Genomic DNA, 22,900 nt, shown 5'->3' with positions numbered 1-22,900 from the left:
TTTTGGTGGCTGAAGCTTAAAATTTCATAAAAAATTTAAAGATAAAATTTGACCTATTTACTCTTTTTTGTTAGTTTGAAAAGAAGCTGACATTACAAAAAGGAGGAAAAATGATCAAATTTCAAAGATCAAAATTTAACAATTCAGTATTTATCCCATCGCTTGTTGTTATAGTTTTAATAACAGCATTTGCAGCGATATTTCCAAATTTCTCAAATGAATTTTTTAAGGGCATGCAAGATTACATCTCGGCAAAATTTGGCTGGTTTTACATCCTAGCCGTCGCCGTCATACTTCTTAGTGTCATCATCCTTGGCTTTAGCAAGCTTGGCGAGATCAAACTAGGAGCCGATCACGTAAAGCCAGAGCACAAAAATATCTCGTGGTTTTCTATGCTTTTTGCCGCTGGTATGGGCATAGGTCTAGTATTTTTTGGTGTGGCTGAGCCACTTATGCACTATCTAAACCCGCCAGTTGGCGACCCGCAAAGCGTCGCTGCAGCAAAGCTTGCGATGAATATCACGTTCTTTCACTGGGGCATGGGCGCTTGGTCAGTCTATGCTATCGTGGCGCTAATACTTGCTTTTTTCTCGTATAGACATGGCTTGCCACTCACGCTTAGATCAGCGTTTTATCCGATCATTGGCGATAAAATTTATGGCAAGATCGGCAATGCTATCGATACATTTGCCGTTGTGGCGACGCTTTTTGGCGTGGCGACATCGCTGGGATACGGCGTACTTCAGGTAAATGCGGGTCTTACGCACGTTTTTGGTCTGCCGACCATGCACATCACGCTTTTAATAGTGCTTTGCCTAGCTGCAACCATCTCAGCGGCAAGTGGCGTCGATAAGGGCATCAAGATCTTGTCAAACGCAAACATCGCGCTAGCTATATGTTTTATGTTTTTGATACTGTTTTTGGGCGATACGACGCAGCTTTTAAAGTCGTTTGTACAAAACAGCGGCGACTACGTCTCGACGCTCATTTCAAACACCTTTAATCTCTACGCCTACGAGAGGCAAAATGAGAGTTGGCTTGGCGGTTGGACGCTGCTATACTGGGCTTGGTGGCTATCTTGGTCGCCGTTTGTGGGGCTGTTTATCGCCAAAATTTCAAAGGGCAGGACGATAAGAGAATTTGTGATCGGCGTGCTTTTCGTGCCGACGGGCTTTACATTTGCTTGGATGAGCTTTTTTGGTAACTCGGCGATCGCGCTTGTTCAAGGCGGCTTTAGCGAGCTTGCGACCACGGTAAATTCCGACTCGGCTTCGGCGCTCTTTATGTTTTTGGAGAAATTTAGCTTTTCAGGCGTGCTAAGCACGATCGCGGTCTTTATGATCGTCATATTTTTCGTCACTTCGGCCGATTCAGCGGCGATCGTGATGAACATGCTTTGCTCAAACGGCAAGGATGATACGCCGGTTTGGCAAAAGGTCTTTTGGGGCGTTACGGTGGGCGTCGTGGCGGCATTTTTGATGCTAGCCGGCGGACTTGCCTCACTTCAAGCGCTTACTATCACCACAGCACTGCCATTTGCGATCGTGCTACTTGGCGCTATTTACGGGCTATTTAAGGCGCTACGTGTGGATCTAACCAAAAAAGAGACAAATAACTTTAGTAACATGCCTCTTAGCGATCTTTCAAAGCCATGGCAAGAGCGCCTAAGTGCGATCATCACGCTTCCAGGCAAGAAAGATGGCAAGAAATTTTTAAACGAAGTCGTGCTAAAAGCGTTTAACGAGCTAAAAGAGGAATTTGCCAAAAATGGGCTTGAAGCAAAGGTCACAAATGGTGAAAATTTTGTAAATTTAAACGTTGGACTTGGCGATGAGATGGACTTTAGATATGGCGTCTATCTCACCAAAAGCCAGAGCCCAGACTACACCAGAGAGCTTGACGGCGATGATCTTTACTATAGAGCTGAAGTCTATCTAAAAGAGGGCGGTCAGGACTACGACGTGCTTGGCTGGAGCGAAGCCACGCTGATAAACGACGTCATCGAGCAATACCGCAAACACATGCAGTTTTTACATGTTGTTAGAGAGTAAATTTGAGTGAAATTTGCCTGGAATTTGAAAATTTCTAGGCAAATTCTAAATTTTACTCACTAGTTATCGTTTGTTACTGAATTTAAAAGCGTGATATACTTGTTTGTAAATTTTAAAATTTGATTGAGTTTTATACACGTGGTGTGAAGCAAGACATAAGTGTCCTTATTTTTTAGAGAAAACAAATTAGAAAATTTAACTTTATTAGTTTGTATTTTTGCTTGTAGCTATGAAATAAATTTGAAATAAAAAATGTTAATTTTTTGTTGCGTATCGTTCAAATTCCAGAGCCAAAATGCATTTTCTGTAAATTTTTAACTTTGATAGATGTTTTGCTGTATCGTCGTTGTAAAAATTTACAAAATCTCAAGTCTGGTGCTGATATCAGCAACGCCTTTTGAATACATCGCTGATGTTACTATCGCATCGGCATTTGCGTAATCTTTTGCATTTGATAAATTTATACCACCGGCTGCTAGGATAATGGTATTTGGCGAAATCTCATCTCTTAAAGAGAGTACATTTTCGATGAGCTCTGGACTAAATTTATCGCACTGCACAACGTCGCAATTTGCTTTTAAAAGCTTGCTTGCTTCGTCTAAATTTTCAGCTTCAACGCAGATTTTTTTCTCAACCATTTTGGCTTTAAATTCTGGCAAAAGAGATACAAATTCATCAAAATTCGCATAAGCTTTTATATGATTTTTAAAAAATAAAATGCTATCGCTAAGCCCAAGTCTATGCATTTTACCGCCACCTTCAAGTACCGCTTTTACGCAAAATTTCTTAGCAAATGGAAAGCTCTTTCTGGTTGCTAAAATTTCACATTTTTCATTAACGCACTTTGTGGCATTTACCATTTTGTTTGTATAAGTTGCGATGGCGCTGGCATATTCTAGTGCGACTTGAGCTAACTTCCAAGCTTTATGCACATCTTCGTAGCTGCCATAAATTTTTATGATTACATCGTCAGCCTTACAAATTTGAGAATTTTGCACAAAAATTTCACTCTCGCACCCAAGTAGCCTCGCAACACTTGCGGCTACATCAACGCAGCTAACGCAAATCTCATCACGTGAATAAATTTCAAGTGAGGCTTTTTTATCGATATTTTGAAGCGACGTAGTAAGATCAAAGTAAGGTATATCTTCGTTTATATAGCTTAGAATTTCTGCGTCGCTAAGTATCATTTTATGCCTTTTTTGCCTCGTTTTTTGCTTTTATTATCATTTTTTTAAAGATTCCATTGTCATAAAGTCCAGCATGATAAAGAGCAAAGCAAGTAAATGCAATGCCCGAAACTGTATGTAATTTTTTCATACCTCTGCCATTCATGCAAAGTGCCGTTAAGCAAACTGTCGCTAAAGTAACGCCCATACCGACCTTTGCTACCTTTCTGTGAGTATTTATGTCAAGTAGTTTGCCACTTATTTTTGTTTCGTTTTTCAAATTCTTCTCCATTTAGTTTTTATTCCAGCAACTTGTATTTTTGATGCCAAGACTTTCTGGGTCAAATTCTGGATTTAGCCCAACCCTTCTTTGAGCTTCGTAGTCTTTGACTGCTATTAACACTACTTTTGAAAGTAAGAATATAGCGATGATGTTAATAGTTGCCATTGCAGCCATTGTGATATCAGCGATATTCCAAGCAAGCTTTAAATTCATCTGAGCACCAATAAATATCATAACGACAGCCGTTATCTTAAATAGCAATGTAAGCTTGTGGTTTTTGGTTAAAAATTTCATATTTGCCTGAGCATAGTAGTAGTTGCCAATAAGTGAAGTGATGGCAAAAAGTACGACCGCAAGAGTGGTAAAATGAACTCCAAATTCACCAAAATACTCTTTCATCGCGGCTTGAACGAGAGGGAGAGCGGTTAGCACCTCACCACTTGAGCCAGTTTGCTTCATAAGATAGGCCTGTGAAAATAGCACGATCATACCAGATGCTATACATATGGTCATGTCTATAAAGACTGCCATTGCTTGAACTAGGCCTTGTTTTACTGGGTGGCTAGTATGTGCTGCAGCTGCTGCGTTCGGAGCTGAACCCATGCCAGCTTCGTTTGAGAAAAGGCCTCTTTTGATGCCTATTACGATCACACTACCGGCAAATCCGCCAAATATCGCTTTAAAATCAAAGGCATTTTCTAAGATCATCTTAACAACATCAGGAATTTCTTTGAAATTTAAAACAATAGCGATAAGTGCTAATGAGATGTAGGCAAGTGCCATGAAAGGCACGATGTATGAGCTTACTTTGCCGATGATGTGACTTTTGCTAAAAAACATAACCGCCGCAAATGCAGTAAGGATAAGACCAATGCCAACAGGTAGGCCGCTTTGTGCAAAGCTAACGTTGCTACCAGCTTTGTCATAGTAAATTTCAAAGGCTGATGTCATGGTGTAGCTTTGAAGTCCGTTAAAGCCGTACGCATAGGTGATGATGAGGATCACTGCAAAAAGCGAAGCTAGCCACTTTATGCCAAGGCCATTTTTGATGTAATAAGCTGGACCGCCTTTAAATCCAAAAACGTCTTTTGTCTTATAAATTTGCGCTAACGTACTCTCTATAAAAGCTGAAGCTGATCCTAAAAAAGCCATCAAACACATCCAAAAAAGAGCACCCGGACCGCCCGCGACGATGGCAGCTGAAATTCCAGCGATATTGCCTATGCCAACGCGCGAAGCAGTCGAGATCATAAGTGCTTGAAATGGTGTTAAATGGTGCTTATTGTACTTGTCCTTTTTTTCTACTAAGACCCTGCAAGCCTCAAAAAACATCCTAAACTGCACAAAACGAGTCAAATAACTAAAATAAATTCCCGTAGCCACAAGAATAATGACTAAAAAATATCCATATAAAAAGTCGTTGGCTACGTCCATTTTGCCGTTTAAAAAATTTAAGAAAATATCAAGCACCATCTACCCTTTCAAATTTATTTCGATTTGAATTTTATGCCCTTCATTGAATTTAATAAAAGCCAAATCGTTGTGCCATTATGAAGCATGGCAGTTGCTATTGGATTTAACATACCAAGTGTCGCAGCGCTTAGTATAGCTGTGTTTACGCCAACTGTTGAGCGGAAATTTGAGCTAATTAAATCCATTGTTTTATTTGCAAGCTCTTTTACGAGAGCTACGCTCATGATATCATCTTTTAAAAGACTTATATCAGCCGTCGCTTTAGCTATATCAGCACCTTTGTGCATACTTATGCCCACATTTGCTTTAGTTAGGCTTGGAGCATCATTTATGCCATCTCCCACAAAGGCTACTTTTTTACCCTCGCTCTTTAACTCTTCAATGATAGCTGCTTTATCTGTTGGTAAGCACTCTGCATAGACCCTATCAAGCCCTAGCTCACGTGCTACTTCTTCAGCCTTGCTTTTGATGTCGCCGCTTAGCATTACGACCTCTTTTACGCCAAGGCTTCTTAGCTTTTTAACCATATCTTTTGCGTTTTCTCTCATATCATCTTTCATAGCGATGACGCCGACTAGCTCTTTATCATATCCTACGTAGAGTAAGGTTAAGCCGCTATTTAATGCTTTGCTTATTAAAGCTTCATGAGCTTTAAAACTTATCATCTCGTCATCTTCTAAAAAGTGTCTACTGCCTATAACCACCTCTTTACCGTGCATCGCAGTTTTTACGCCGTGAGCTACAATAAATTCAACTTCATCGTGATGAATATGGTGGAAACCACGCTTATTTGCAGCTTCAACTATTGCTTCAGCCACCGGGTGAAAGTAGTGCTCCTCGGCACTCGCAGTTAAATTTAATATATCATTTTGAGAAAATCCCTCTTTAAATGAGTAAATTTCAACTACGCTTAGGCGCCCATGTGTAAGAGTGCCGGTCTTGTCAAATACAAAAGTATCAACTGAGCTTAAAGCCTCAATCGCCTTTGCGCCTTTTACAAGAATGCCGTTTCTACCAGCTTTTGAGATGCTTGATTTAAAAGCAACTGGTGTAGCAAGCTTTAATGCGCAAGAGTAGTCTGCTTGAAGTACGCTAGCAACACTATTCATATTTTTATTTATAATATATGAAAGTCCAGCAAGCGAGAGTGTAACAGGCACAAGTTTATCAGCTAGTTTTAACGCTTTTACACCAATGGCTGATTTTTCATTGAGTGAAGTTTGTATGTATTCTTTGATCCTAGCTGTCGCTGTGTCACTACCTACATTTTCAGCCCAAATTTTTATCCTACCTTCATCAACCACGGTGCCACTTATAACACGGTCGCCTCTAGCTTTTGGTATAGGTTCAGCCTCTCCGGTCATTGAGACTTGATTTACATCGGCGTTACCTTCAACGATATAACCATCAACACCTATCGTCTCACCAGCTCCTACTACTACGATGTCACCCTTTTTTAAATTTTCGGTTTTTACTTTTTCAAGCGTCTTTTCACCATTTAAATTTCTCTCGACCCAGACTTCTTCGATATTTGGTTTTGCTAGCTCTTTGATGAGATCATCACTTCTGTGGCTAGCACTTTCTTCCATATATTCGCCGATATTTATCATCAAATTTGTGCTATTTGCTGCTAAATGATCGCCCATTGCTAGGCTAGTACCAATAGCAGTTGCCTCAAGCACTTTTGAAGTGACGCCCTCATGCCTTAGCTCTTTTGCACCTTCTATTAAATTTGGCGCTGTGGCATAAAGAGTCACGGCTGATTTTAGAGTTTTATTGCTCATAAATGGTGTTATACCAAGTGCAGCAGCAGCCTTATAGATATTTGCCTTGCTTGGCAAATTTGGATCTTTTGCCTTTGTTGGAAATTCATAGCTCTTTATAAAGTTTAAAATTTTATCGTAGTTTTTATTGTATTCAACGATGATACTTTTTGCGTATTTATTTACACGAACACTTAGTGCATCAGTTCGCTCCGAGATCGCAGCCTCGATAGCGCTGACGTCGCTTCTAGCGTTTAGGCTCTCGCAAATAAACCTCGCTCTATTTTTACTCTTGTGAGCTAGAGTGATCTTATTTTTGTGAGTCAAGTTCTGCTTTGACATCTTCAAAACGCTCTTTTAGTTCTTCTATGCCAGCATTTATAAGCTCGCCACCTTTGATAATCGCTTTAAATACGCACTCTTGCGCTTTTGGATTAGTCAGTACATAAGCTGCGATACCACCTAAAACTAGACCTTTTACAAAGCCAGCAGCATTAAAATTTTCAGGTACAAATGGTAAATTTTGAGCTGCATTATTTATTGCGTTATCAATTGCGCTTGGCTGAGTAGCTGCTGCATTGTTAGCTGTAGTTTCGCTTGCTACGTTTTCTTCATTGATGTAAGGGTTATTCATTATTTACTCTCCAATTTTATTAGTTTTTCTGCTATCAAAAGACCGCCGATACCAGCTGCTGTAAAAGCTGCTGCATTTAGATATTTTTTTTGTGCTATTAAATTTGAAGCATGAATACCAACAGCACCTACAAAACCACCTGTTACAGCGTATTTTGCTATCTTTTTAGCGACATCTTTTTTAGTTGCTCTATTATTTAGATAGTCGCTAAAGCCAAGTGCAGCTGCACCCATGCCAGCGATTAAAGCACCGCTGATGAAGTGATCAAATGGAAGCCTTGTGCTTGAAAGTGTAAAAAGACTATTTTCTTGCATTCTCTATCCTTAAGCTATATCGTTTGGTGTGATAGCTTTTGGAGCGGCTGGCTTTTTAGCGCGTGGTTTTCTTGTTTTCTTTACCACTTTTTCAGCCTCTTTTTCTACTTTTTTAGCACCGCGTTTTGCTTTTTTCTCTTCTTTTACTATAAAGTCTTTTGCATCTTTTGCAACACTTTTACCTTTTTTGTAAAGATCTTTTGCGGCCTCTTTGCCTTTATCAAAGCCATCTTGGGCGTACTCTTTGATCTTATCTCTTTTATTCCAAGCAGCTATTGCTAAACCGCCTACTGCTAAACCTGCTAAAAATGGTAATGCCATTTTAAATCCTTTCTTTGTTTGATTTTGTAAATTATTCATTTTCTTCATCCTTATTAAAATTTTTGCTAACTACTGAAATGCCTAATGCCCCAAGCGCAAGTCCGCTAAAAAACGAGAAATTTGGATTATTGGTTATCTTTGCTAACTCACTTTTATCAGCCTTGCCACTTGCGATATTTTGCAAGCTTTTAGTTATCTCATTAAAGTCATTTTGATAGTTTTCTAAAATATTTGTTATGCCATTTTGCTCAAAATTTTGTGAAATTTCATTTAAATTTAGCTCACTTTTTATTTCACAGCCACTATAAATTTCTTTTAAGCGTTGCTTTAAAGAGGCGACATATTCGTTATTTGAAGTAGCCCAAAGTCTAAAAAATAGATCTTTTAGCTCTTCATCATCTAAGCTTTCACAAAATTTTTCATACATTTTATTTAGTTCTAGCTCGTAGTTTAAAGCTTGTATCAGTGCATCTTCTTTATTTTTTGCCGGCAAAAATATAGCTTCATTTTCGCAAGCAAGCTCATAATCATGAGCACTCGCAAATTTTTCTATCAAGATGATTGCATTTTTTCTGATATTTGCGATCTCGTTAAAAACATCACCAAATGAAGCTAAATTTTCATATAAGCTAAGTGCGTTCTTTTCGCTGGTATATGATGCATTTAAAAGTTCATTAAGCATATTTCACTTCTTTTGCAACTTCATTTACTCTAGTTGAAATCTCTTCTAAATTTTGCCCTTTTAAAAGATCTTCCCAAAGATTTTTTGGAAAAATTTCATGATCGTATTCGATCGTTACAGAGCCGATTAGCTTGTTAAATTTTACATTTTTTATACCATTTATCTGAGCTATCACATCATCTAGGCTAGCTAAATTTACGCTGCTACTTAGCTCTTTTATCTTTGGGCTAACTCTTACTCTTAGTCTGCCGTTTGTGTGAGCTATCATTGAAAAATAGCTTGCAACTTGTGCTAAAGTTTGTGTTTTTATATCCATTTTCATCCTTTTTTTAATTGCGTATTATCTATTTCACAGCTTAAATAAATCTGAAATTTTTTTGTTTTTCATTATCAAAAAGTAAAATGAAATGATAAAATTTAATTTTCATTTTTCTCTTGGCAATCACTGCAAATACCATAAAGTATCATTGTATGCGACTGCTCGCTAAAATTTTTTTCTTTGCAAATTTGCTCTTGCCTTTGCTCTATTATCTCATCTTCAAAATCAACTATCTTTTCACAAATTTCACATATCAAATGATCGTGCGATGATTTTAAATTTAGTTCAAATTTCTTTACTCCATTTTCTTCAAAGCAGTTTGCAAGATGATGCATTTCTAGAAAATTTAAAAACGAGTAAATTGATGTCATTGAAATTTCATTCTTGTGTATTTTGTAAATTTCTGAAGAAATTTCTTGAGCACTTAGATGAGAGTTGCTAATGAAAAGTACATGCAAAATTTGTTCTTTTAACTCTGAGCTTTTCTGCCCAAAGGCTTCTAAAAACTCTTTAAAATGCTTATAAAATAGTTCAAAATTATCCACAAAAACCTAACCAAAATGATAATGAATATAAGGATTTTACAACTTTACTTATAAAAAAAGCATAAAATTTCTTACGAATTTCAAGTAAAGTATTTTATAAGATTGTTTTGGTATAGTGTCGCATTTTTTAAATCAAAATTAAGGAATAAAATGACTTACGACGAGCTTGAATTAGACGCCGTTTTGTTAGAGGTTTTAGAAAATAGAGGCAGTTTTGATTCTATGGATGACGAGGAGCTTTATGAGCTTATCGAACAAGTTGCACAATATACAGATGGCGATTACGAAGAAGCGTTTGAGTATATGACTCAATTTTCTCCAATCCCTAAAAAACGCTTTGTTTCACTATTTATGGTTTAGCAAAAAGCTAAGCCATAACTTCTATAAAATTAATCAAAAAAGTAAAAATAAAAAGAGCTCTTGACTCAATTAATGAGCTAAGAAATTTGAGCTATAAGAAATATTTTGAGATTATTTCTTTAAATTTTAGAGTGTATTTACTAGCTTTTGGGCTATTGTTGTAGATATTTTCAAAATCATACATTCGCTCATAGTAATCATTTGTGTCTTGTCTATTTATTTTTAGCCTTGCCACATCTAAGCTAACGCCTATAAAGGCACCACTTGTCTTGCCACGCTCCTCAGCAAATGCTGAAATTTCAGGCAAATCACTTGTGATCGCTACCTCATTACCAACGCCACCAGTTGCTTCTGCTTTTAGGCTGATCGTATCTTTTGCATTAAATAAATTTGCATAAGCTTCTGAATTTTTAAATAAAATGATCATATCAGCTGAGCTGTAACCAAGCTGCAAGCCTATGCTACCAGATGTGTAATTTACAAAAAATGGACTTGACCATTCACCATCATCGTTTTTAGCGATAAATACGCCTTTACCTGTTGATCCAGTTACAACAGCGCCTGCTTTTGTCGCATCAGGGATTATGGCGATCGCTTTTATGCCTTCAAATTTAGTGTTTGGCTTTAAATTTCTTGTACCAAAAGCGTTTAAAATATTTATTGCATTTTTTAGCTTTTGATTTTGGACCACATCAGCATTTAAGTGTGGCGTGAAAAATAAACCAGCAAGAAATATTATTAATAGTCTTTTCATTAAAATTCCTTCCTTAAATTTTTCGTTATTATAGCCTAAAATAAACTAATGGTAAAAAAATTATTAATGATTTTTTATGAGAGTTCATTATAAAATGCGACCTTTTAAGGAAAAAATATGAGTTTAATACTTTTTGTCGAATACGTCGGTATCGCATCAGCTGCACTTAGCGGGTTTTTATTTGCAGTAAAAAAGGAGTGCGACTGGCTTGGAGTCTTTTTGTCTGCATTTTTGACCGCACTTGGTGGCGGTATCATGCGTGATATGCTCGTTGGCAGGGCAGTTTATTCATTTACGCACTATATGCCAGTAAGTGTTGTTATTTTTATGTTGATTGTTTCAAGAGCGGCAAATTTGCATATAAAAAGAGAAGGTTTGGAGCGAAAATTTGTATTTATTTTCGCCGATGCGATCGATGTTATTTGTTTTTCGATCGTTGGAGCAATGGTTGCTATTGAGTACAACTACAATATCTTTGGTGTGATGATGATCGCCTTTTTTAACGGCGTTGGTGGCGGTATCTTAAGAGATATTTTGCTAAATGAAATTCCATGGTTTTTACGCACCGGACTTTACGGCACGATAAGTCTTGGCGTGGGGCTTGCTTACTTTGTGCTATATCATCTAGGCCTTACCAATATATTTTTTACTATGCTCTTGCTTGCTGCTGGCATTACAGTTAGGATGCTTGCATTTTATAGAGGTTGGAAGTTACCTGATCTATGAAATTTAGCGAGTTTTTTGATATCTGGGTCAATGAAAACTACTATAAATTTGGCGTAGATATCGGCAAAAAGGGTGATTTTTATACAAATGTAAGCGTTGGCTATCTCTTTGGCGCCTGCCTTGCAAACTACTTTTTAAAACTACTTAAAAACGGCGAAATTTCTAGCTCTTGTAAGGTCATGGAGATTGGCGCAAACTCTGGCGATATGCTAGCTGATTTTGCGCAAGGAATTTTTACGCTTGAGCCAGAAATTTTGCCAAATTTAGAGCTTATCATCATCGAGCCTCATGAAATTTTACGTAAAAGACAGCTTGAGACTTTTGCAAAACGCTTTGGCGATGACATCAAAATAAAACACTATGAAAATTTGGGCGAGTGCTCGTTTGATGAAATTTTTATCATCTCAAATGAGCTACTTGACGCGTTTAGCTGCGAAATTATAGATGGGCAAAATATGCTTTTTGTGGATGATGATCTAAAATTTTACTGGCAAAAAGCAGATCAAAACTTGCTAGCTCTTGCAAAGAAATTTGGCATAAAAAAGGGCGAGATATCAACTAGCTACGCTAAATTTGCACTCCAGCTTGCAAATGTGGCAAAAAAGGTGAGATTTTTAAGCTTTGACTACGGCGAATTTGAGCCAAAAAATGAGTTTAGCCTAAGGATTTTTAAAGACCATCAAGTATTTTCTTTATTTGAAATTTCAGACCTTGAGCCATATTTTAAAAGATCGGATCTAACATATAGCCTTTGCTTTAAGCAAGTAAAAGAGGCTTTTTGTGAGGCTGGCTTTGAGATGCTTAAATTTAAAAAACAAAACGAAGCTTTGGTTTGCGACTTTGGCGTGGATGAAATTTTATCTTTAGTGCTTGAAAAAGGCAGCAAGCAAGCCTACGAAAACGCTGCAAAACAGGCGAAATTTCTACTTTCTCCTGAGTTTTTGGGCGAGAAGTTTAAATTTATAGAGTTTTTAAAGAGCTAACCTGGCGATATCAGCGTAATCCGCTTCGCAAGCCTTTAAAAGGTCGTTTGGAGCTATCTTTATCTGCTTGCCTCTTACTCCAGCGCTTACTAGCACATACTCTTGCTCTTTTGCTCGTTCGTCGATGAAGGTCGCAAAGTGCTTTTTCATAGCAAGTGGCGAGCAGCCACCTCTGATGTAGCCGGTGATCTTTTCTAGGTCTTTTAAATTTATAAGTTCGCAGCGTTTGGCGTCACACGCGTGAGCAAGTGCTTTTAGATCAAGCTCCAAATCACCCTGTAAGCAAGCAACAACGAAATTTTTAGGCTCACACTCGCAAACGATAGTCTTATAAATTTGCTTTATATTTTGCTTGGTGCTAGCTGCTACGTGAATGGCTGAAAGATCGTTTAAATCGACTTCATATTCTAAAATTTCATAATTAATTTTTAGCTTGTCTAAAGCTCTAGCCGCATTTGTTTTATGTATCATTTTTTCTCATTTTTGCGAATTTTTTGTATAATTATAGCCAAAACTTAAAGGAGGAAAGATGGCTGAAGAAGTTGAAGAGAAAAAGGCAAAAAAAGGTGGCAATGGTGCATTAATGATAATTATCATTGCGATATTTGTTTTGCTGCTAGTTATTGGAGGGCTAGTCGCGTTTTTGATGCTTAGTTCTGATGAGCCAAAAGAGGCAAATATGGCGCAAACACCAGCTCAGACTCAAACGCAGTCCATGCCAGCTCAAAATAAAGCAAAGCATGGTAGCAACGACTATTCAAATATGGGGCCGATATATCCGCTTGATCAGTTTATTGTAAATTTGCTTAGCGAAAATGGCTCAAGATTTCTTAAAACTAAGATCGATATGGAGCAAAGCGATGAGTTGCTAACTCCTGAGCTTGATAAGAAAAAAGCACTTTTAAGAGATATTATTATAAGAACACTTTCATCAAAAACCTACGAAGAAGTAAGCACTGCAAAGGGCAAGGATAGGCTAAAAGACGAGATCGTCGGTAAGCTAAATGAAGTGCTAAATGATGGCTACATCAAAAATATATTTTTTACTGATTTTGTGGTGCAATGATAGGTATTGATATCATTAAGATAGATAGAATTTCTAGACTTAAAGTTCGTTATGGCGAGCTTTTTTTAAAAAAATTTCTTAGTGATGACGAGATCGCGCTAGCAAAAAATGATGCGACTTTGGCTGGATTTTGGGCGGCCAAAGAAGCAGCTAGCAAAGCTCTTGGTGTAGGCATCAGCAAAGAGTGTGGCTTTTTGGACATTGAGCTTAGCAAAGACGCAAAAAACGCACCAAAGATAAAATTTAGCCCAAAAATTTATACAAATTTTAATATCAAAGAAGCAAGCCTTAGCATAACTCACGATGGCGGATTTGCCGTAGCTGCAGTGATGATTGTCTAAAATTTATGCATTTTTACAAAGCTTTTTAATATCTTTTAGCTACTTCTGATAAATTTAAAAAACGTATTTTTATAAAATTTTTTAAAGAAAAGACGATATCTTTAATTAAGATTTAATGGAGCCAAAGAAACTAAGGATAGTAAAATGCAAATTTCTAATAACCTCCCAACTTCTAACTATCTCTCAAGAGAGAACATAGCAAGAGAGATGGGATTTAAATTTAACGATATAAGCGAGATACTTAGTAACGATATGGGATATGGTATGAGCTTTCCTAAATACGCAAGGCTTGATAGAAAAGCTCAAGCTGCGTCTTATGATAGACATATATATCCACTATCTGGCTTTACAAAGGGCGATGACGCAAAAGTCACTATCATAGGAAAGCTTAGAGGTTATGATCCTGACTTTACAAGTGAGCAGCTATCAGATCTTAAAAATTTCATAAATGAAAGTAAGGGTTTATTTGTAGAATATATACAAGGTCAGCAAGCAAAACCAGACAATGATAAGCCAAAAATTTTAAGAGATACCCCATACACTGTAAATGAATTTTTAAATGAATATCGTGGCAATCAAGATTTGCTATTTACTAAAAACTCAAGGACTATTGATCTGCTTGATAGCGATATGAGCGTTGATGAGTTTAAAGAGGAGTGGGCTAAATATGCATTAAAAGAGCGGTTTGATCTAACTTTATCTGGCGAAGATGTTAAAAATGCTGTTAATATATTAAAAGAGCTAAACGAAAAAGGTATTCAGAATACAGATAATCTTGAAAAAGAAGACAATACCAAAGAGAAGAAATTTACACCTATACAAGTTACTAAAAAATCTCACACCTATAAGCTTGAAGCCGATGAGAGATTTAAAGAGCTTTATAAATTTATAAAGAGTGAATTTGATAGTGGCAAGAGTATGTTTGAAATTTTAGAAAAAGTGGCAAAGCTTAAAGTGGATAAGAGGGCATAGGTATTTTATAAGCAAAGAATGGAATTTTTATAATTTAAATTTCAAAGAAAAAGCATAGATGTCCTAAGACTTATGCAAAAGATAAATTTCAAAAAACATGGCCTAGCCAGCAAAGTATTGATGTTAAATAGCTGGCAAGACAAATTTACATCCACTCAAGTACTTGCGTGATATCTTTGGCGTAAAAGCACTTTAGACCTTGCATGTCAAGCGGTTTGTTTGGGATGATCGCATTTTTAAATTTCTGCGTTTTTGCCTCTTTTAGTCGCTGATCGAGGTTGAAAATTTCTCTTATCTCGCCGTTTAGGCTTAGCTCGCCGATGAAGATACTATCCTTGCTGATAGGGCGGTTTTTGAAGCTGCTGATTATCGCTGCTATGACGGCTAGATCGGCCGCAGTCTCGCTTATCTTAACGCCACCTGAAACGTTTATAAAGACGTCGTAGTGCCCAAGTGGAATTTCAAGCTTTCGCTCAAGTAGGGCTAGCAGCATATCCAGGCGGTTTCTCTCAAAGCCAGTCGAGCTTCTTTTTGGGTAGGCGCTTTCGCAAACAAGTGCTTGTATCTCGATGCTAAGCGCTCTTGAGCCTTCCATTATGATAGTTATCGCACTGCCACTCATCGCCCCGCCACGTGTGAAAAATTTACTAGATACCTCGTTTGCGCTCACTAGTCCGTGCTGGCTCATCTCAAATATACCAACCTCGCTTGTCGAGCCAAAGCGGTTTTTAAACCCACGCAAGATTCTTAACTCTCTGCTCGCATCGCCCTCGAAATAAAGTACCACATCGACCATGTGTTCAAGCACTCTAGGCCCTGCGATCGAGCCCTCTTTAGTTATGTGTCCGATGATGAAAACGCAGATATTTTGACTCTTTGCAAGTCTCATCAGCTCAAATGTGATCTCGCGAACCTGCGTGATCGAGCCTGGAGCGGAGCTTATATTTTGGCTATAAAGTGTTTGTATGGAGTCAATTACAAGCACCTTGTAGTCGCTCTTTTGCACTTCTAGCAGGATATCTTCTAGGCAAATTTCAGTTAGCAGGTATAAATTTTTATCCACCGCATTTAGCCTATCAGCTCTCATTTTTATCTGGCTTTGGCTCTCTTCGCCGCTTACATAGAGCGTTTTTTTACCGTCTTTTGCTAAATTTGAGCCGATTTTTAGAAGCAAGGTTGATTTACCGATGCCTGGACTGCCACCTATTAAAACTAGCGAGCCCTCGACTACGCCACCACCAAGAACAAGGTCTAGCTCGCTATCTTTGGTGCTAAATCTCGTAAAATTTTGAATTTCAACTTCGTCTATGCTTATGGCTTTGCTAGGTGCGCTAGTGCTTTTTGCTATCTCTTTACTTATCTTTATCTCTTGCTGACTAAGCTCGATAAAGCTATCCCAAGCCCCACATTGTGGGCATTTGCCTAGCCATTTGCTCTGCTGATTACCGCAGGCTTGACACTCAAAAACTGGCTTTGCTTTTGCCATAAAATATCCTTTTTAAAATTTCAACTACTATCACTCCAAAAGCCGCTCCGATCATATCAGCCACGATGTCAAGTAGGCTAAAGCTCCTGTTTGGTAAAAATATGCTTGAACGAGTTCTATTTGCACACCAAAGGCTAAAAGTAGGGCTAAATTTTTTAAAATTTTAAACTCATAGCCAAGATAAAGCAGGAGATAAAGGACACAAAAAGCTAAAAAATGGTTTGCTTTGTCCCACGAATTTTCGATGATCGCAGGACTTTTTGGAGTAAATGCAAGAAAATCGATCGCCAAAAGAGTGGCAAAAAAACAAAAACGGCTTAGAATTTTTACTCTACTCAAAAATAGCGTCCATTAGCTCGTCTAGAAACTCGTCTGGGTTAAATTTGATGACATCATCCATGCTCTCGCCAACGCCTATATAAAATATAGGTAGTTCAAGCTCTCTTGCCACACCAAATAGTGCTCCGCCCTTTGCAGTGCCGTCAAGCTTTGTGATGATGACGCCATCAAGTGAGACAATATCGTTAAACGCCTTTGCTTGCGCTACTCCGGCATTGCCTTGTGTGCCATCAAGAATCAAAATTTTACGGTGTGGCGCCTTTTCGTAAGCTTTTTTGCTAATACGAACGATCTTTTCTAACTCGTTTGCTAAATTTGTCTGGTTTTGAAGTCTGCCGGCTGTGTCAAGGATGACTCGGTCGATGCCTTTTGCAAGGGCTGAGCTGATCGTATCGTAAGCAACAGCCGAAGGATCATGACCTTGCTGTGTTGCGACTATTGGCACATTTAGCCTAATTGACCACTGGCGTAGCTGCTCGATCGCTCCAGCTCTAAATGTATCACAAGCGCCCAAAATAACGCTTTTACCATTATTTTTATATAAATTTGCAAGCTTTGCGATCGTTGTCGTCTTGCCAGCGCCATTTACGCCAAGGATGAGATCGACAAATGGCTTATCGGGCTCGATCACGCGCTCATTTTCGTAGATGAAATAGCTGCTCATAACACGTCTTAGATCGGCTCTGCTCACTTCATCTTGTGGTGGCAAGTAGTATAAAATCTCCTCCACGATCTCGTAAGCCACGTCAGCCTCTAGTAAAATCTCTTCTAAGCTCTCTTTGTCGATCTTTTTTGACTTTTTAGCCGAGCTTATCGCTCCAAAAGTCTTCTCAAGGCCTTTTTTTAGAAAATCAAGCATTATTTTGTTGCCCTATTTATGTCATTTTCAAGCATCTCTTCAGGCACAAGACCGATGTAGCCTTGAACGTAGTCGCCATTTGCTTTAAAAAGTGCTGACGCAGGCAAGCCTTTTATGCCGCCCATCGCTTTTTCAAATAAAAAATTTCCCTCGCCAACCGCGACTTCGTATTTGATTTTATATTTTTGAGCAAAATCTTTTACTTCATCTTCACTTTTGTCTTCAAGTAGCACACCAACGATATCTAGTTCGTTTTTAAATTTTTCGCTTAGGTTATTTAAGTGAGGGATCTCAGCCTTGCAAGGTGGGCACCAAGTGGCGAAAAATACGTAAAGAGTTGCTTTTTTACCATCTTTTACATCAAAGCCATTACTTCTTTTTGTAATCTGCATAGTTGTGCCACTTAGCAGCTTTAGATTTATCTCTTTTATCTCGCTATCTTGGGCACTTTCACTCATTTTTGGAGTGAGTGAGTCTTTGCTTAAATTTTCATCTTTGCTGGCATTTTTATCTAAAATTTTGCCTTGCGTTTGTTCGCTTGTATTTTGCTCTTTTTTTTGCTTGTTCTCGTCGCCGCATCCAAAAAATGCAAAAATGCAAAGTGATGTTATAATTGCTCGTTTTAATGTCATAAATTTCCTTTTGAATAAGATTTCAGGATTATACAAGAAAGAGCATAAAATGAGCGTTAATTTAGAAAAAAATGAATTTAGAAAAAATGCAAGAGCAAATTTGATGAAACTTACTAAATTTAAGGCCAAATGCTCGCACTATAAAGCTACAAAAACGCTTTTGAAATTGATAAATTTTACAAATTCTAAGAAAGTACTGTTTTATTTGCCACTTAACTACGAAGTCGATGTGCTTAAAATAAGGCGAAATTTATCACGTAAATGTGAAATTTTTGCCCCTTTTATGGTAGGTCTTAGCTTAAAGATGGTAAGATTGCGACTGCCATTTATAACTTATAAATTTAATGTCAGACAGTCATCTGGCAAAAAAATGGATAATGTTAGACTTGATATGGCAGTAGTTCCAGCGATTGGGGTTGATGGAGCTATGGCTAGGATAGGGCATGGAAAAGGATTTTATGATAGATTTTTTGACTCTTTGCCTATTAAGCCAAAACGGATAGTTTTTCTTGAGATAAAAGACTTTTATACCAAAGATGTGCTTTCAAATGCACAAGATGCGGTAGCAGACTTTTATATAACCCCAAATAAAAATTATATAAAAAGAGGAATAAATGATAGAGGTTTTAATAGGCTTAGGAGCCGGTGTGGCGGGCGTTGGAGCAGGGTATCTATACGCTAAAAAGATAAATGATGCAAACTACAACATATTCTTAGAACAAGCAAAAGCAAAGGCAAAAGCTATCGAGTATGAGGCTGAGCTAACGCTTAAAAATTCTAAAATTTCAGTACAAGAGGCTGAATTTGAGGCTAAAAAAAGGTACGATGACAAAACAACAAAGCTTCAAAAAGAGTATGCGAGTAAATTTGATGAACTAACCAAAAAAGAGAAAATTTTGCTAAATGAGCAAGAGCTTTTAAACGAAAGTAAAGAGCTTTTTGAAAAAGATAAGCAAGATGCAAAGATAACTTACGAAGAGGGCTTAAATTTAAAAGCGACTTATCAAAACAAGGTAGAAGAAGCGATAAGAGTACTTGAGCACGCTGCTGGCTTAACAGAAGAAGAGGCAAAAGAGGTCGTACTTAAAAAGGTCGAGGAGAAGTCTCGTGCGGATATCGCTCATATCGTTAGAAAATACGAAGAAGAAGCAAAAAGAGAAGCCAAAAAGAGGGTTAATTACATTTTGGCGCAGGCTACGTCAAGATTTGCTGGAGAATTTGCGGCTGAGCGTCTGATAAATGTCGTAAATATTAAAAACGATGAGCTAAAAGGTAGGATCATTGGCAAAGAGGGACGTAACATCAAGACCCTTGAAATGGTGCTTGGCGTTGATATTATTATTGATGACACGCCTCATGCGATCATACTAAGCAGCTTCAATCTTTACAGACGTGCGATCGCAACAAGAGTGATCGAGCTTTTGGTGGAGGATGGAAGAATTCAGCCAGCAAGGATAGAAGACCTTCACAAAAAAGTGACTGAAGAATTTGAGCAAAGTATACAAGAAGAGGGCGAAAACATCGTCATGGATCTTGGTCTAAATAAAATTCATCCAGAGATCGTAAAGCTAATAGGCAAGCTTAAATTTAGAGCGAGCTACGGACAAAATGCCCTTGCACACAGCCTTGAAGTGGCTCACCTTGCTGGCATCATTGCAGCTGAGTGTGGCGGAGATGAGAAGCTTGCAAAAAGAGCTGGCATACTTCACGATATCGGTAAGGCGCTAACTCACGAGTATGAGGGCAGCCACGTTGATCTTGGAGCTGAAATTTGCAAACGCTACAAAGAGCATCCAGTTGTCATTAACGCCATCTACGCTCACCACGGCCACGAAGAGGCAACAAGTATAGAAAGTGCGGCTGTCTGCGCAGCTGACGCACTAAGTGCAGCTCGTCCAGGTGCAAGGCGTGAGGTGCTTGAGAGCTTCTTAAAGCGTGTCGAAGAGATCGAAAACATCGCAAAAAGTAAAGATGGCATCAAACAAGCTTATGCGATAAATGCAGGCCGTGAAATTCGTGTCATCGCAAATGCTAAACTCATAAACGACGACGAGGCAGTGCTTGTAGCAAAAGAGATAGCTCAAGAGATCGAGAGCAAGGTGCAGTATCCTGGTGAGATAAAAGTAAGCGTCATCAGAGAGACTCGTGCTGTTGATTTTGCAAAATAACGGCAAAATATGAAATTTCTTTTTTCAATTTTATTATTTTTCTCACTTGGCTTTGCCAGCGAGGAGCTCGTGCTGGACTCGGCAAACTCGTTTATAACAACGATGAGAGGCGCTAGAAACGCTCCTATAAAAGAGCTAATCGAGCAGTCAAAAGCGACGATCATCTTTCCAAGTGTTAAAAAGGTCGGTTTTGTAGTTGGTGGCATGGGCGGAGATGGCATCATGGTTGTTGGCAACATTAACTCGCCAAGTGAAATTTTACCAGTTAGCATAAGTGGCGGCAGTATCGGTATACAGCTTGGTTATGAAGATAGTTCACTTGTACTTTTTATATTTAAAGATAGCATTATCCACGATATTAAAGATGCCAAGATCACGCTTGATACAAAGCTATCAGTAGCTTTTGGTGATATTGGACGCAATTACAGTAAAGTAAGCGATTTTAAATTTTCAAGTGATATCTACGCATATGCCGCAAATGATGGGTTTTTTGCAGGAGCTAGCTTTGGTGGAGCAGTCATCAGTGCAAAGGAAGAAATTTTAAAGCAAAATGGCTATGCCTATGAACAGCTAATAGCCTCTGCATCTAAACTTTTAGGAGATTAATGCAAGATATCATAAACTCAGTTTCAACATACGGCTATATTGTATTGTTTTTTTATAGCCTTGGTGGCGGTATGGTTGCATTAATCGCCGCTGGGATATTAAGCTTTGCAGGCAAAATGGACATCACTCTTAGCATAATTGTCGCTGCTGTGGCAAATACAATCGGTGACACGCTAATTTTTTATGTCGCAAGATTTAATAAAAACTCACTTATGCCTTATATCAAAAATCATAAAAGAAAGCTTGCTTATGCAGGAATTTTGGCCAAAAAACACGGTGATAAGATAATATTTATCAAAAAATTTATCTACGGAGTTAAAACTTTGGTTCCTATCGCGCTTGGACTTACGAAGTATTCATTTTATAAATTTAGTATTATAAATTTGATCTCGTCAGTACTTTGGGCGGTCATTATTGGGTTTGCCAGCTTTAAAGCGGGTGATTATTTTGTAGGTGCAAGCGACTATCTTGGCGAGCATGGATATATTATGCCTCTTGCTATGGTTTGTTTGTTGCTTGGAATTTGGTTTTTTTTACAACATATTACAAAAAGGAGAAAAGCATGAAAAAGGTGATATCTGCTTTAATCGTAGTTATCGTGGTAGCCATTGGAGCGGTTTATTTTGCTTCAAATGAGGTAGAGAAAAACTATCAAAGGATAGTGAATGATCTAAACAATATTAAGGGCTTTAAAATTTCTAATAATAATTATAAAAAAGGATTTTTTGGCTCAAAAGGATCATTTGATTTTAGTGTTTCAAAAGATCTTTTTGAAAATATATTTGGTAAAAATGTAAATGAGGATTTGGTTTTTAAAGTAGAAAATGAAATTTCTCATACAGTGCTTGCTTTTATAGATGGCTTTGAGATAGACTCAAAAATTTCTATTCAAAACGATATGATTAAAAATATTATCGCAACATTCATGGGATCAAATGTCATTGCAACAACTAAAACAAAAGTTAGCTTAACTGGCGATAAAGATGTGGATATTAAATTTAGCAATATTGAATTTAATGATAAGCAAAAAACTGCCATTAATACAAAAGATATAAAGATTGGTATGACGCTTGATTCAAAAGATAGTATAAACAGCTTAAAGGTTGAAGCAGATAAGATTGCTTTGAAAGATTTTAGTGAGTACAACAAAGTTGATCTAAATATCGAAGGATTTTATATTGACTCAAGTTATAAAGAGCCGGTTAAGTTTTCAAAAATTTTAGAGAGTCAGCTTGTACCTTATTTGGCAAAAGTTAAATTTAAAAGGGTGTCTTTCGCATCTAATGATATAAGTAATATCTTGATAGATGACTTTAAGTATGATTCAAAATTTGAAATCTCAAATGATCTTGGAAGATCGGACGATGTTATAAAAATAGGTATAGTAGCAGTTGATAAAGTAAAATATACAGATTTTGTCTTTGATAGCAAAATCGCAAATATCAATGTGCCTGTATTAAATAATGTATTAGACAAGCTTAATAATTTAAATAATGAAGAAAATTATAATGTTTTAGCTGGATTAAATTTTGATGAGATAATAGATCAAATCTTAGAAAAGAATCCAAGCATAAAAATAGATACATTAAGCCTTAAAAAAGGAGATAAGGCTTTAAAGCTAAATTTGGATGCAGCGGTAAATGGCTTTAAAAAGGGAACAAATCAGTCAGAAATTTTTGATAAATTATCTCTTAGTGGAAAAATAAGCGTCGACGAAAGTCTAGCGAATTTTTTTGATACACTAGTGCCAGAAGTAGCTTTTGTTGAGCCTACTTTGATATCTGCTGGATATTTTAAAGAAGAGGACAAAAAAGTAATAAGCGATTTTAAATATGATCCAAGCAAAAAAGATATTATATTTAATGGAAAAGTTGGACTTCAAAATTTCTTTATGGGTTTTTAAAAAATTAGCCTGATTTTTATCTGCATTTAAGCATCACTTCTATATACTTCACTTTCTGTTTTGCAAAACGCAGAGCAGAAAGTTCTTTTAACTTACAATTGTTAAACTATTAGTCAATCTTTGAAATCTAAACAAGTGATCGATTGAGCCA

28 protein-coding genes are annotated in these 22,900 nt (G+C 37.4%); 12 read left to right on the top strand and 16 right to left on the bottom strand.

The genetic code is table 11. From position 1 onward, the window contains the following. Positions 1 to 110 precede the first annotated feature (110 nt). Positions 111 to 2,051: a BCCT family transporter gene (locus ATCC51562_RS05495; protein ID WP_021091248.1), complete on the top strand. Its 1,941-nt coding sequence runs from the start codon at positions 111 to 113 to the stop codon at positions 2,049 to 2,051. Between the two features lie 356 nt (positions 2,052 to 2,407). Here ATCC51562_RS05495 and modD read toward each other — a convergent pair whose 3' ends face one another. The 10 genes from modD to ATCC51562_RS05445 all read right to left on the bottom strand — a co-directional run bounded on the left by modD (position 2,408) and on the right by ATCC51562_RS05445 (position 9,554). Continuing rightward, complete coding sequence (modD, locus tag ATCC51562_RS05490) at positions 2,408 to 3,241, bottom strand: ModD protein (RefSeq protein ID WP_021091274.1); 834 nt, start codon at positions 3,239 to 3,241, stop codon at positions 2,408 to 2,410. 1 nt (position 3,242) lies between these two features. After that, positions 3,243 to 3,512 carry a hypothetical protein gene (locus ATCC51562_RS05485; RefSeq protein ID WP_035167449.1) on the bottom strand — a complete coding sequence of 90 codons (270 nt, stop codon included), beginning with the start codon at positions 3,510 to 3,512 and terminating at the stop codon, positions 3,243 to 3,245. Beyond that, positions 3,513 to 4,976: an alanine/glycine:cation symporter family protein gene (locus tag ATCC51562_RS05480; RefSeq protein WP_021091229.1), complete on the bottom strand. Its 1,464-nt coding sequence runs from the start codon at positions 4,974 to 4,976 to the stop codon at positions 3,513 to 3,515. A 14-nt stretch (positions 4,977 to 4,990) separates the two neighbouring features. Beyond that, the gene (locus ATCC51562_RS05475) at positions 4,991 to 7,066 is read right to left on the bottom strand and encodes a heavy metal translocating P-type ATPase (protein ID WP_021091251.1); all 2,076 of its coding nucleotides are present in this window, start codon (positions 7,064 to 7,066) and stop codon (positions 4,991 to 4,993) included. Next, positions 7,050 to 7,373, bottom strand: a complete 324-nt coding sequence (locus ATCC51562_RS05470) for a hypothetical protein (RefSeq protein ID WP_021091241.1) — start codon at positions 7,371 to 7,373, stop codon at positions 7,050 to 7,052. The genes ATCC51562_RS05475 and ATCC51562_RS05470 overlap by 17 nt, the downstream gene beginning before the upstream one ends. Next, positions 7,373 to 7,687 carry a hypothetical protein gene (locus tag ATCC51562_RS05465; protein WP_021091246.1) on the bottom strand — a complete coding sequence of 105 codons (315 nt, stop codon included), beginning with the start codon at positions 7,685 to 7,687 and terminating at the stop codon, positions 7,373 to 7,375. Before ATCC51562_RS05465 ends, ATCC51562_RS05470 begins: the two co-directional genes overlap by 1 nt. Positions 7,688 to 7,696: 9 nt before the next feature. Continuing rightward, positions 7,697 to 8,008, bottom strand: coding sequence for a hypothetical protein (locus ATCC51562_RS05460; protein ID WP_051288446.1), 312 nt, complete (start codon positions 8,006 to 8,008; stop codon positions 7,697 to 7,699). Between the two features lie 31 nt (positions 8,009 to 8,039). After that, the gene (locus ATCC51562_RS05455) at positions 8,040 to 8,690 is read right to left on the bottom strand and encodes a ferritin-like domain-containing protein (RefSeq protein WP_021091272.1); all 651 of its coding nucleotides are present in this window, start codon (positions 8,688 to 8,690) and stop codon (positions 8,040 to 8,042) included. Continuing rightward, positions 8,683 to 9,006 carry an HMA2 domain-containing protein gene (locus ATCC51562_RS05450; RefSeq protein WP_021091233.1) on the bottom strand — a complete coding sequence of 108 codons (324 nt, stop codon included), beginning with the start codon at positions 9,004 to 9,006 and terminating at the stop codon, positions 8,683 to 8,685. Before ATCC51562_RS05450 ends, ATCC51562_RS05455 begins: the two co-directional genes overlap by 8 nt. 101 nt (positions 9,007 to 9,107) lie before the next feature. Further along, the gene (locus tag ATCC51562_RS05445; protein ID WP_021091224.1) at positions 9,108 to 9,554 is read right to left on the bottom strand and encodes a Fur family transcriptional regulator; all 447 of its coding nucleotides are present in this window, start codon (positions 9,552 to 9,554) and stop codon (positions 9,108 to 9,110) included. A gap of 150 nt (positions 9,555 to 9,704) precedes the next feature. Between ATCC51562_RS05445 and ATCC51562_RS05440 the strand changes: the two genes are divergently transcribed. Next, on the top strand, positions 9,705 to 9,914 hold the full coding sequence (locus tag ATCC51562_RS05440; RefSeq protein ID WP_002942234.1) for a hypothetical protein: 210 nt from the start codon (positions 9,705 to 9,707) through the stop codon (positions 9,912 to 9,914). A 91-nt stretch (positions 9,915 to 10,005) separates the two neighbouring features. On the opposite strand, the gene ATCC51562_RS05435 is transcribed toward ATCC51562_RS05440, so the two are convergent. Further along, a complete protein-coding gene (locus ATCC51562_RS05435; protein WP_021091205.1) occupies positions 10,006 to 10,668 on the bottom strand; it encodes a lipid-binding SYLF domain-containing protein in 663 nt (220 codons plus the stop codon). Positions 10,669 to 10,785: 117 nt separating this feature from the next. Between ATCC51562_RS05435 and ATCC51562_RS05430 the strand changes: the two genes are divergently transcribed. Then, a complete protein-coding gene (locus tag ATCC51562_RS05430; RefSeq protein ID WP_021091244.1) occupies positions 10,786 to 11,394 on the top strand; it encodes a trimeric intracellular cation channel family protein in 609 nt (202 codons plus the stop codon). Then, positions 11,391 to 12,377, top strand: a complete 987-nt coding sequence (locus ATCC51562_RS05425; RefSeq protein ID WP_021091222.1) for an SAM-dependent methyltransferase — start codon at positions 11,391 to 11,393, stop codon at positions 12,375 to 12,377. The genes ATCC51562_RS05430 and ATCC51562_RS05425 overlap by 4 nt, the downstream gene beginning before the upstream one ends. Here ATCC51562_RS05425 and ybaK read toward each other — a convergent pair. After that, positions 12,366 to 12,848, bottom strand: a complete 483-nt coding sequence (gene ybaK, locus ATCC51562_RS05420; RefSeq protein ID WP_021091254.1) for a Cys-tRNA(Pro) deacylase — start codon at positions 12,846 to 12,848, stop codon at positions 12,366 to 12,368. The two genes, ATCC51562_RS05425 and ybaK, sit on opposite strands and share 12 nt — an antisense overlap. A gap of 58 nt (positions 12,849 to 12,906) precedes the next feature. Here ybaK and fliL point away from each other — a divergent pair, with 58 nt between their 5' ends. The 3 genes from fliL to ATCC51562_RS09810 all read left to right on the top strand — a co-directional run bounded on the left by fliL (position 12,907) and on the right by ATCC51562_RS09810 (position 14,756). Then, complete coding sequence (gene fliL, locus ATCC51562_RS05415; protein WP_021091240.1) at positions 12,907 to 13,443, top strand: flagellar basal body-associated protein FliL; 537 nt, start codon at positions 12,907 to 12,909, stop codon at positions 13,441 to 13,443. Further along, positions 13,440 to 13,784: a holo-ACP synthase gene (gene acpS, locus ATCC51562_RS05410; RefSeq protein ID WP_021091262.1), complete on the top strand. Its 345-nt coding sequence runs from the start codon at positions 13,440 to 13,442 to the stop codon at positions 13,782 to 13,784. Before fliL ends, acpS begins: the two co-directional genes overlap by 4 nt. Before the next feature lie 144 nt (positions 13,785 to 13,928). Continuing rightward, complete coding sequence (locus ATCC51562_RS09810) at positions 13,929 to 14,756, top strand: hypothetical protein (RefSeq protein WP_021091256.1); 828 nt, start codon at positions 13,929 to 13,931, stop codon at positions 14,754 to 14,756. 145 nt (positions 14,757 to 14,901) lie between these two features. On the opposite strand, the gene radA is transcribed toward ATCC51562_RS09810, so the two are convergent. From radA to ATCC51562_RS05385, 4 genes are read right to left on the bottom strand one after another with little or no spacing between them, the layout of a single operon-like run. After that, positions 14,902 to 16,242 (bottom strand): DNA repair protein RadA, encoded by a 1,341-nt coding sequence (gene radA, locus ATCC51562_RS05400; RefSeq protein WP_021091266.1) that lies wholly within the window; start codon positions 16,240 to 16,242, stop codon positions 14,902 to 14,904. 51 nt (positions 16,243 to 16,293) lie between these two features. Beyond that, the gene (locus ATCC51562_RS05395; protein ID WP_235044186.1) at positions 16,294 to 16,581 is read right to left on the bottom strand and encodes a hypothetical protein; all 288 of its coding nucleotides are present in this window, start codon (positions 16,579 to 16,581) and stop codon (positions 16,294 to 16,296) included. Next, entirely contained in the window at positions 16,574 to 17,440 is an 867-nt protein-coding gene (gene ftsY / locus ATCC51562_RS05390; protein WP_021091255.1) for a signal recognition particle-docking protein FtsY, read from the bottom strand. The genes ATCC51562_RS05395 and ftsY overlap by 8 nt, the downstream gene beginning before the upstream one ends. Then, the gene (locus ATCC51562_RS05385; protein ID WP_021091216.1) at positions 17,440 to 18,072 is read right to left on the bottom strand and encodes a TlpA family protein disulfide reductase; all 633 of its coding nucleotides are present in this window, start codon (positions 18,070 to 18,072) and stop codon (positions 17,440 to 17,442) included. Before ATCC51562_RS05385 ends, ftsY begins: the two co-directional genes overlap by 1 nt. A 49-nt stretch (positions 18,073 to 18,121) precedes the next feature. On the opposite strand from ATCC51562_RS05385, the gene ATCC51562_RS05380 reads away from it, so the two are divergent. The 5 genes from ATCC51562_RS05380 to ATCC51562_RS05360 are packed head-to-tail and all read left to right on the top strand — an operon-like array spanning position 18,122 to position 22,749. Then, entirely contained in the window at positions 18,122 to 18,754 is a 633-nt protein-coding gene (locus ATCC51562_RS05380) for a 5-formyltetrahydrofolate cyclo-ligase (RefSeq protein ID WP_021091277.1), read from the top strand. Then, entirely contained in the window at positions 18,687 to 20,240 is a 1,554-nt protein-coding gene (gene rny, locus ATCC51562_RS05375) for a ribonuclease Y (RefSeq protein WP_035167447.1), read from the top strand. The genes ATCC51562_RS05380 and rny overlap by 68 nt, the downstream gene beginning before the upstream one ends. Before the next feature lie 9 nt (positions 20,241 to 20,249). Then, positions 20,250 to 20,846 (top strand): lipid-binding SYLF domain-containing protein, encoded by a 597-nt coding sequence (locus tag ATCC51562_RS05370; protein WP_021091215.1) that lies wholly within the window; start codon positions 20,250 to 20,252, stop codon positions 20,844 to 20,846. Further along, on the top strand, positions 20,846 to 21,412 hold the full coding sequence (locus tag ATCC51562_RS05365; RefSeq protein ID WP_021091280.1) for a DedA family protein: 567 nt from the start codon (positions 20,846 to 20,848) through the stop codon (positions 21,410 to 21,412). Before ATCC51562_RS05370 ends, ATCC51562_RS05365 begins: the two co-directional genes overlap by 1 nt. Further along, entirely contained in the window at positions 21,409 to 22,749 is a 1,341-nt protein-coding gene (locus ATCC51562_RS05360) for a DUF945 family protein (RefSeq protein ID WP_021091253.1), read from the top strand. The genes ATCC51562_RS05365 and ATCC51562_RS05360 overlap by 4 nt, the downstream gene beginning before the upstream one ends. Positions 22,750 to 22,900 lie beyond the last annotated feature (151 nt).

The organism is Campylobacter concisus ATCC 51562, assembly GCF_000466745.1.
In the GTDB taxonomy this organism is placed as follows: domain Bacteria; phylum Campylobacterota; class Campylobacteria; order Campylobacterales; family Campylobacteraceae; genus Campylobacter_A; species Campylobacter_A concisus_B.
This window is presented reverse-complemented; position numbering and strand designations above follow the sequence as displayed.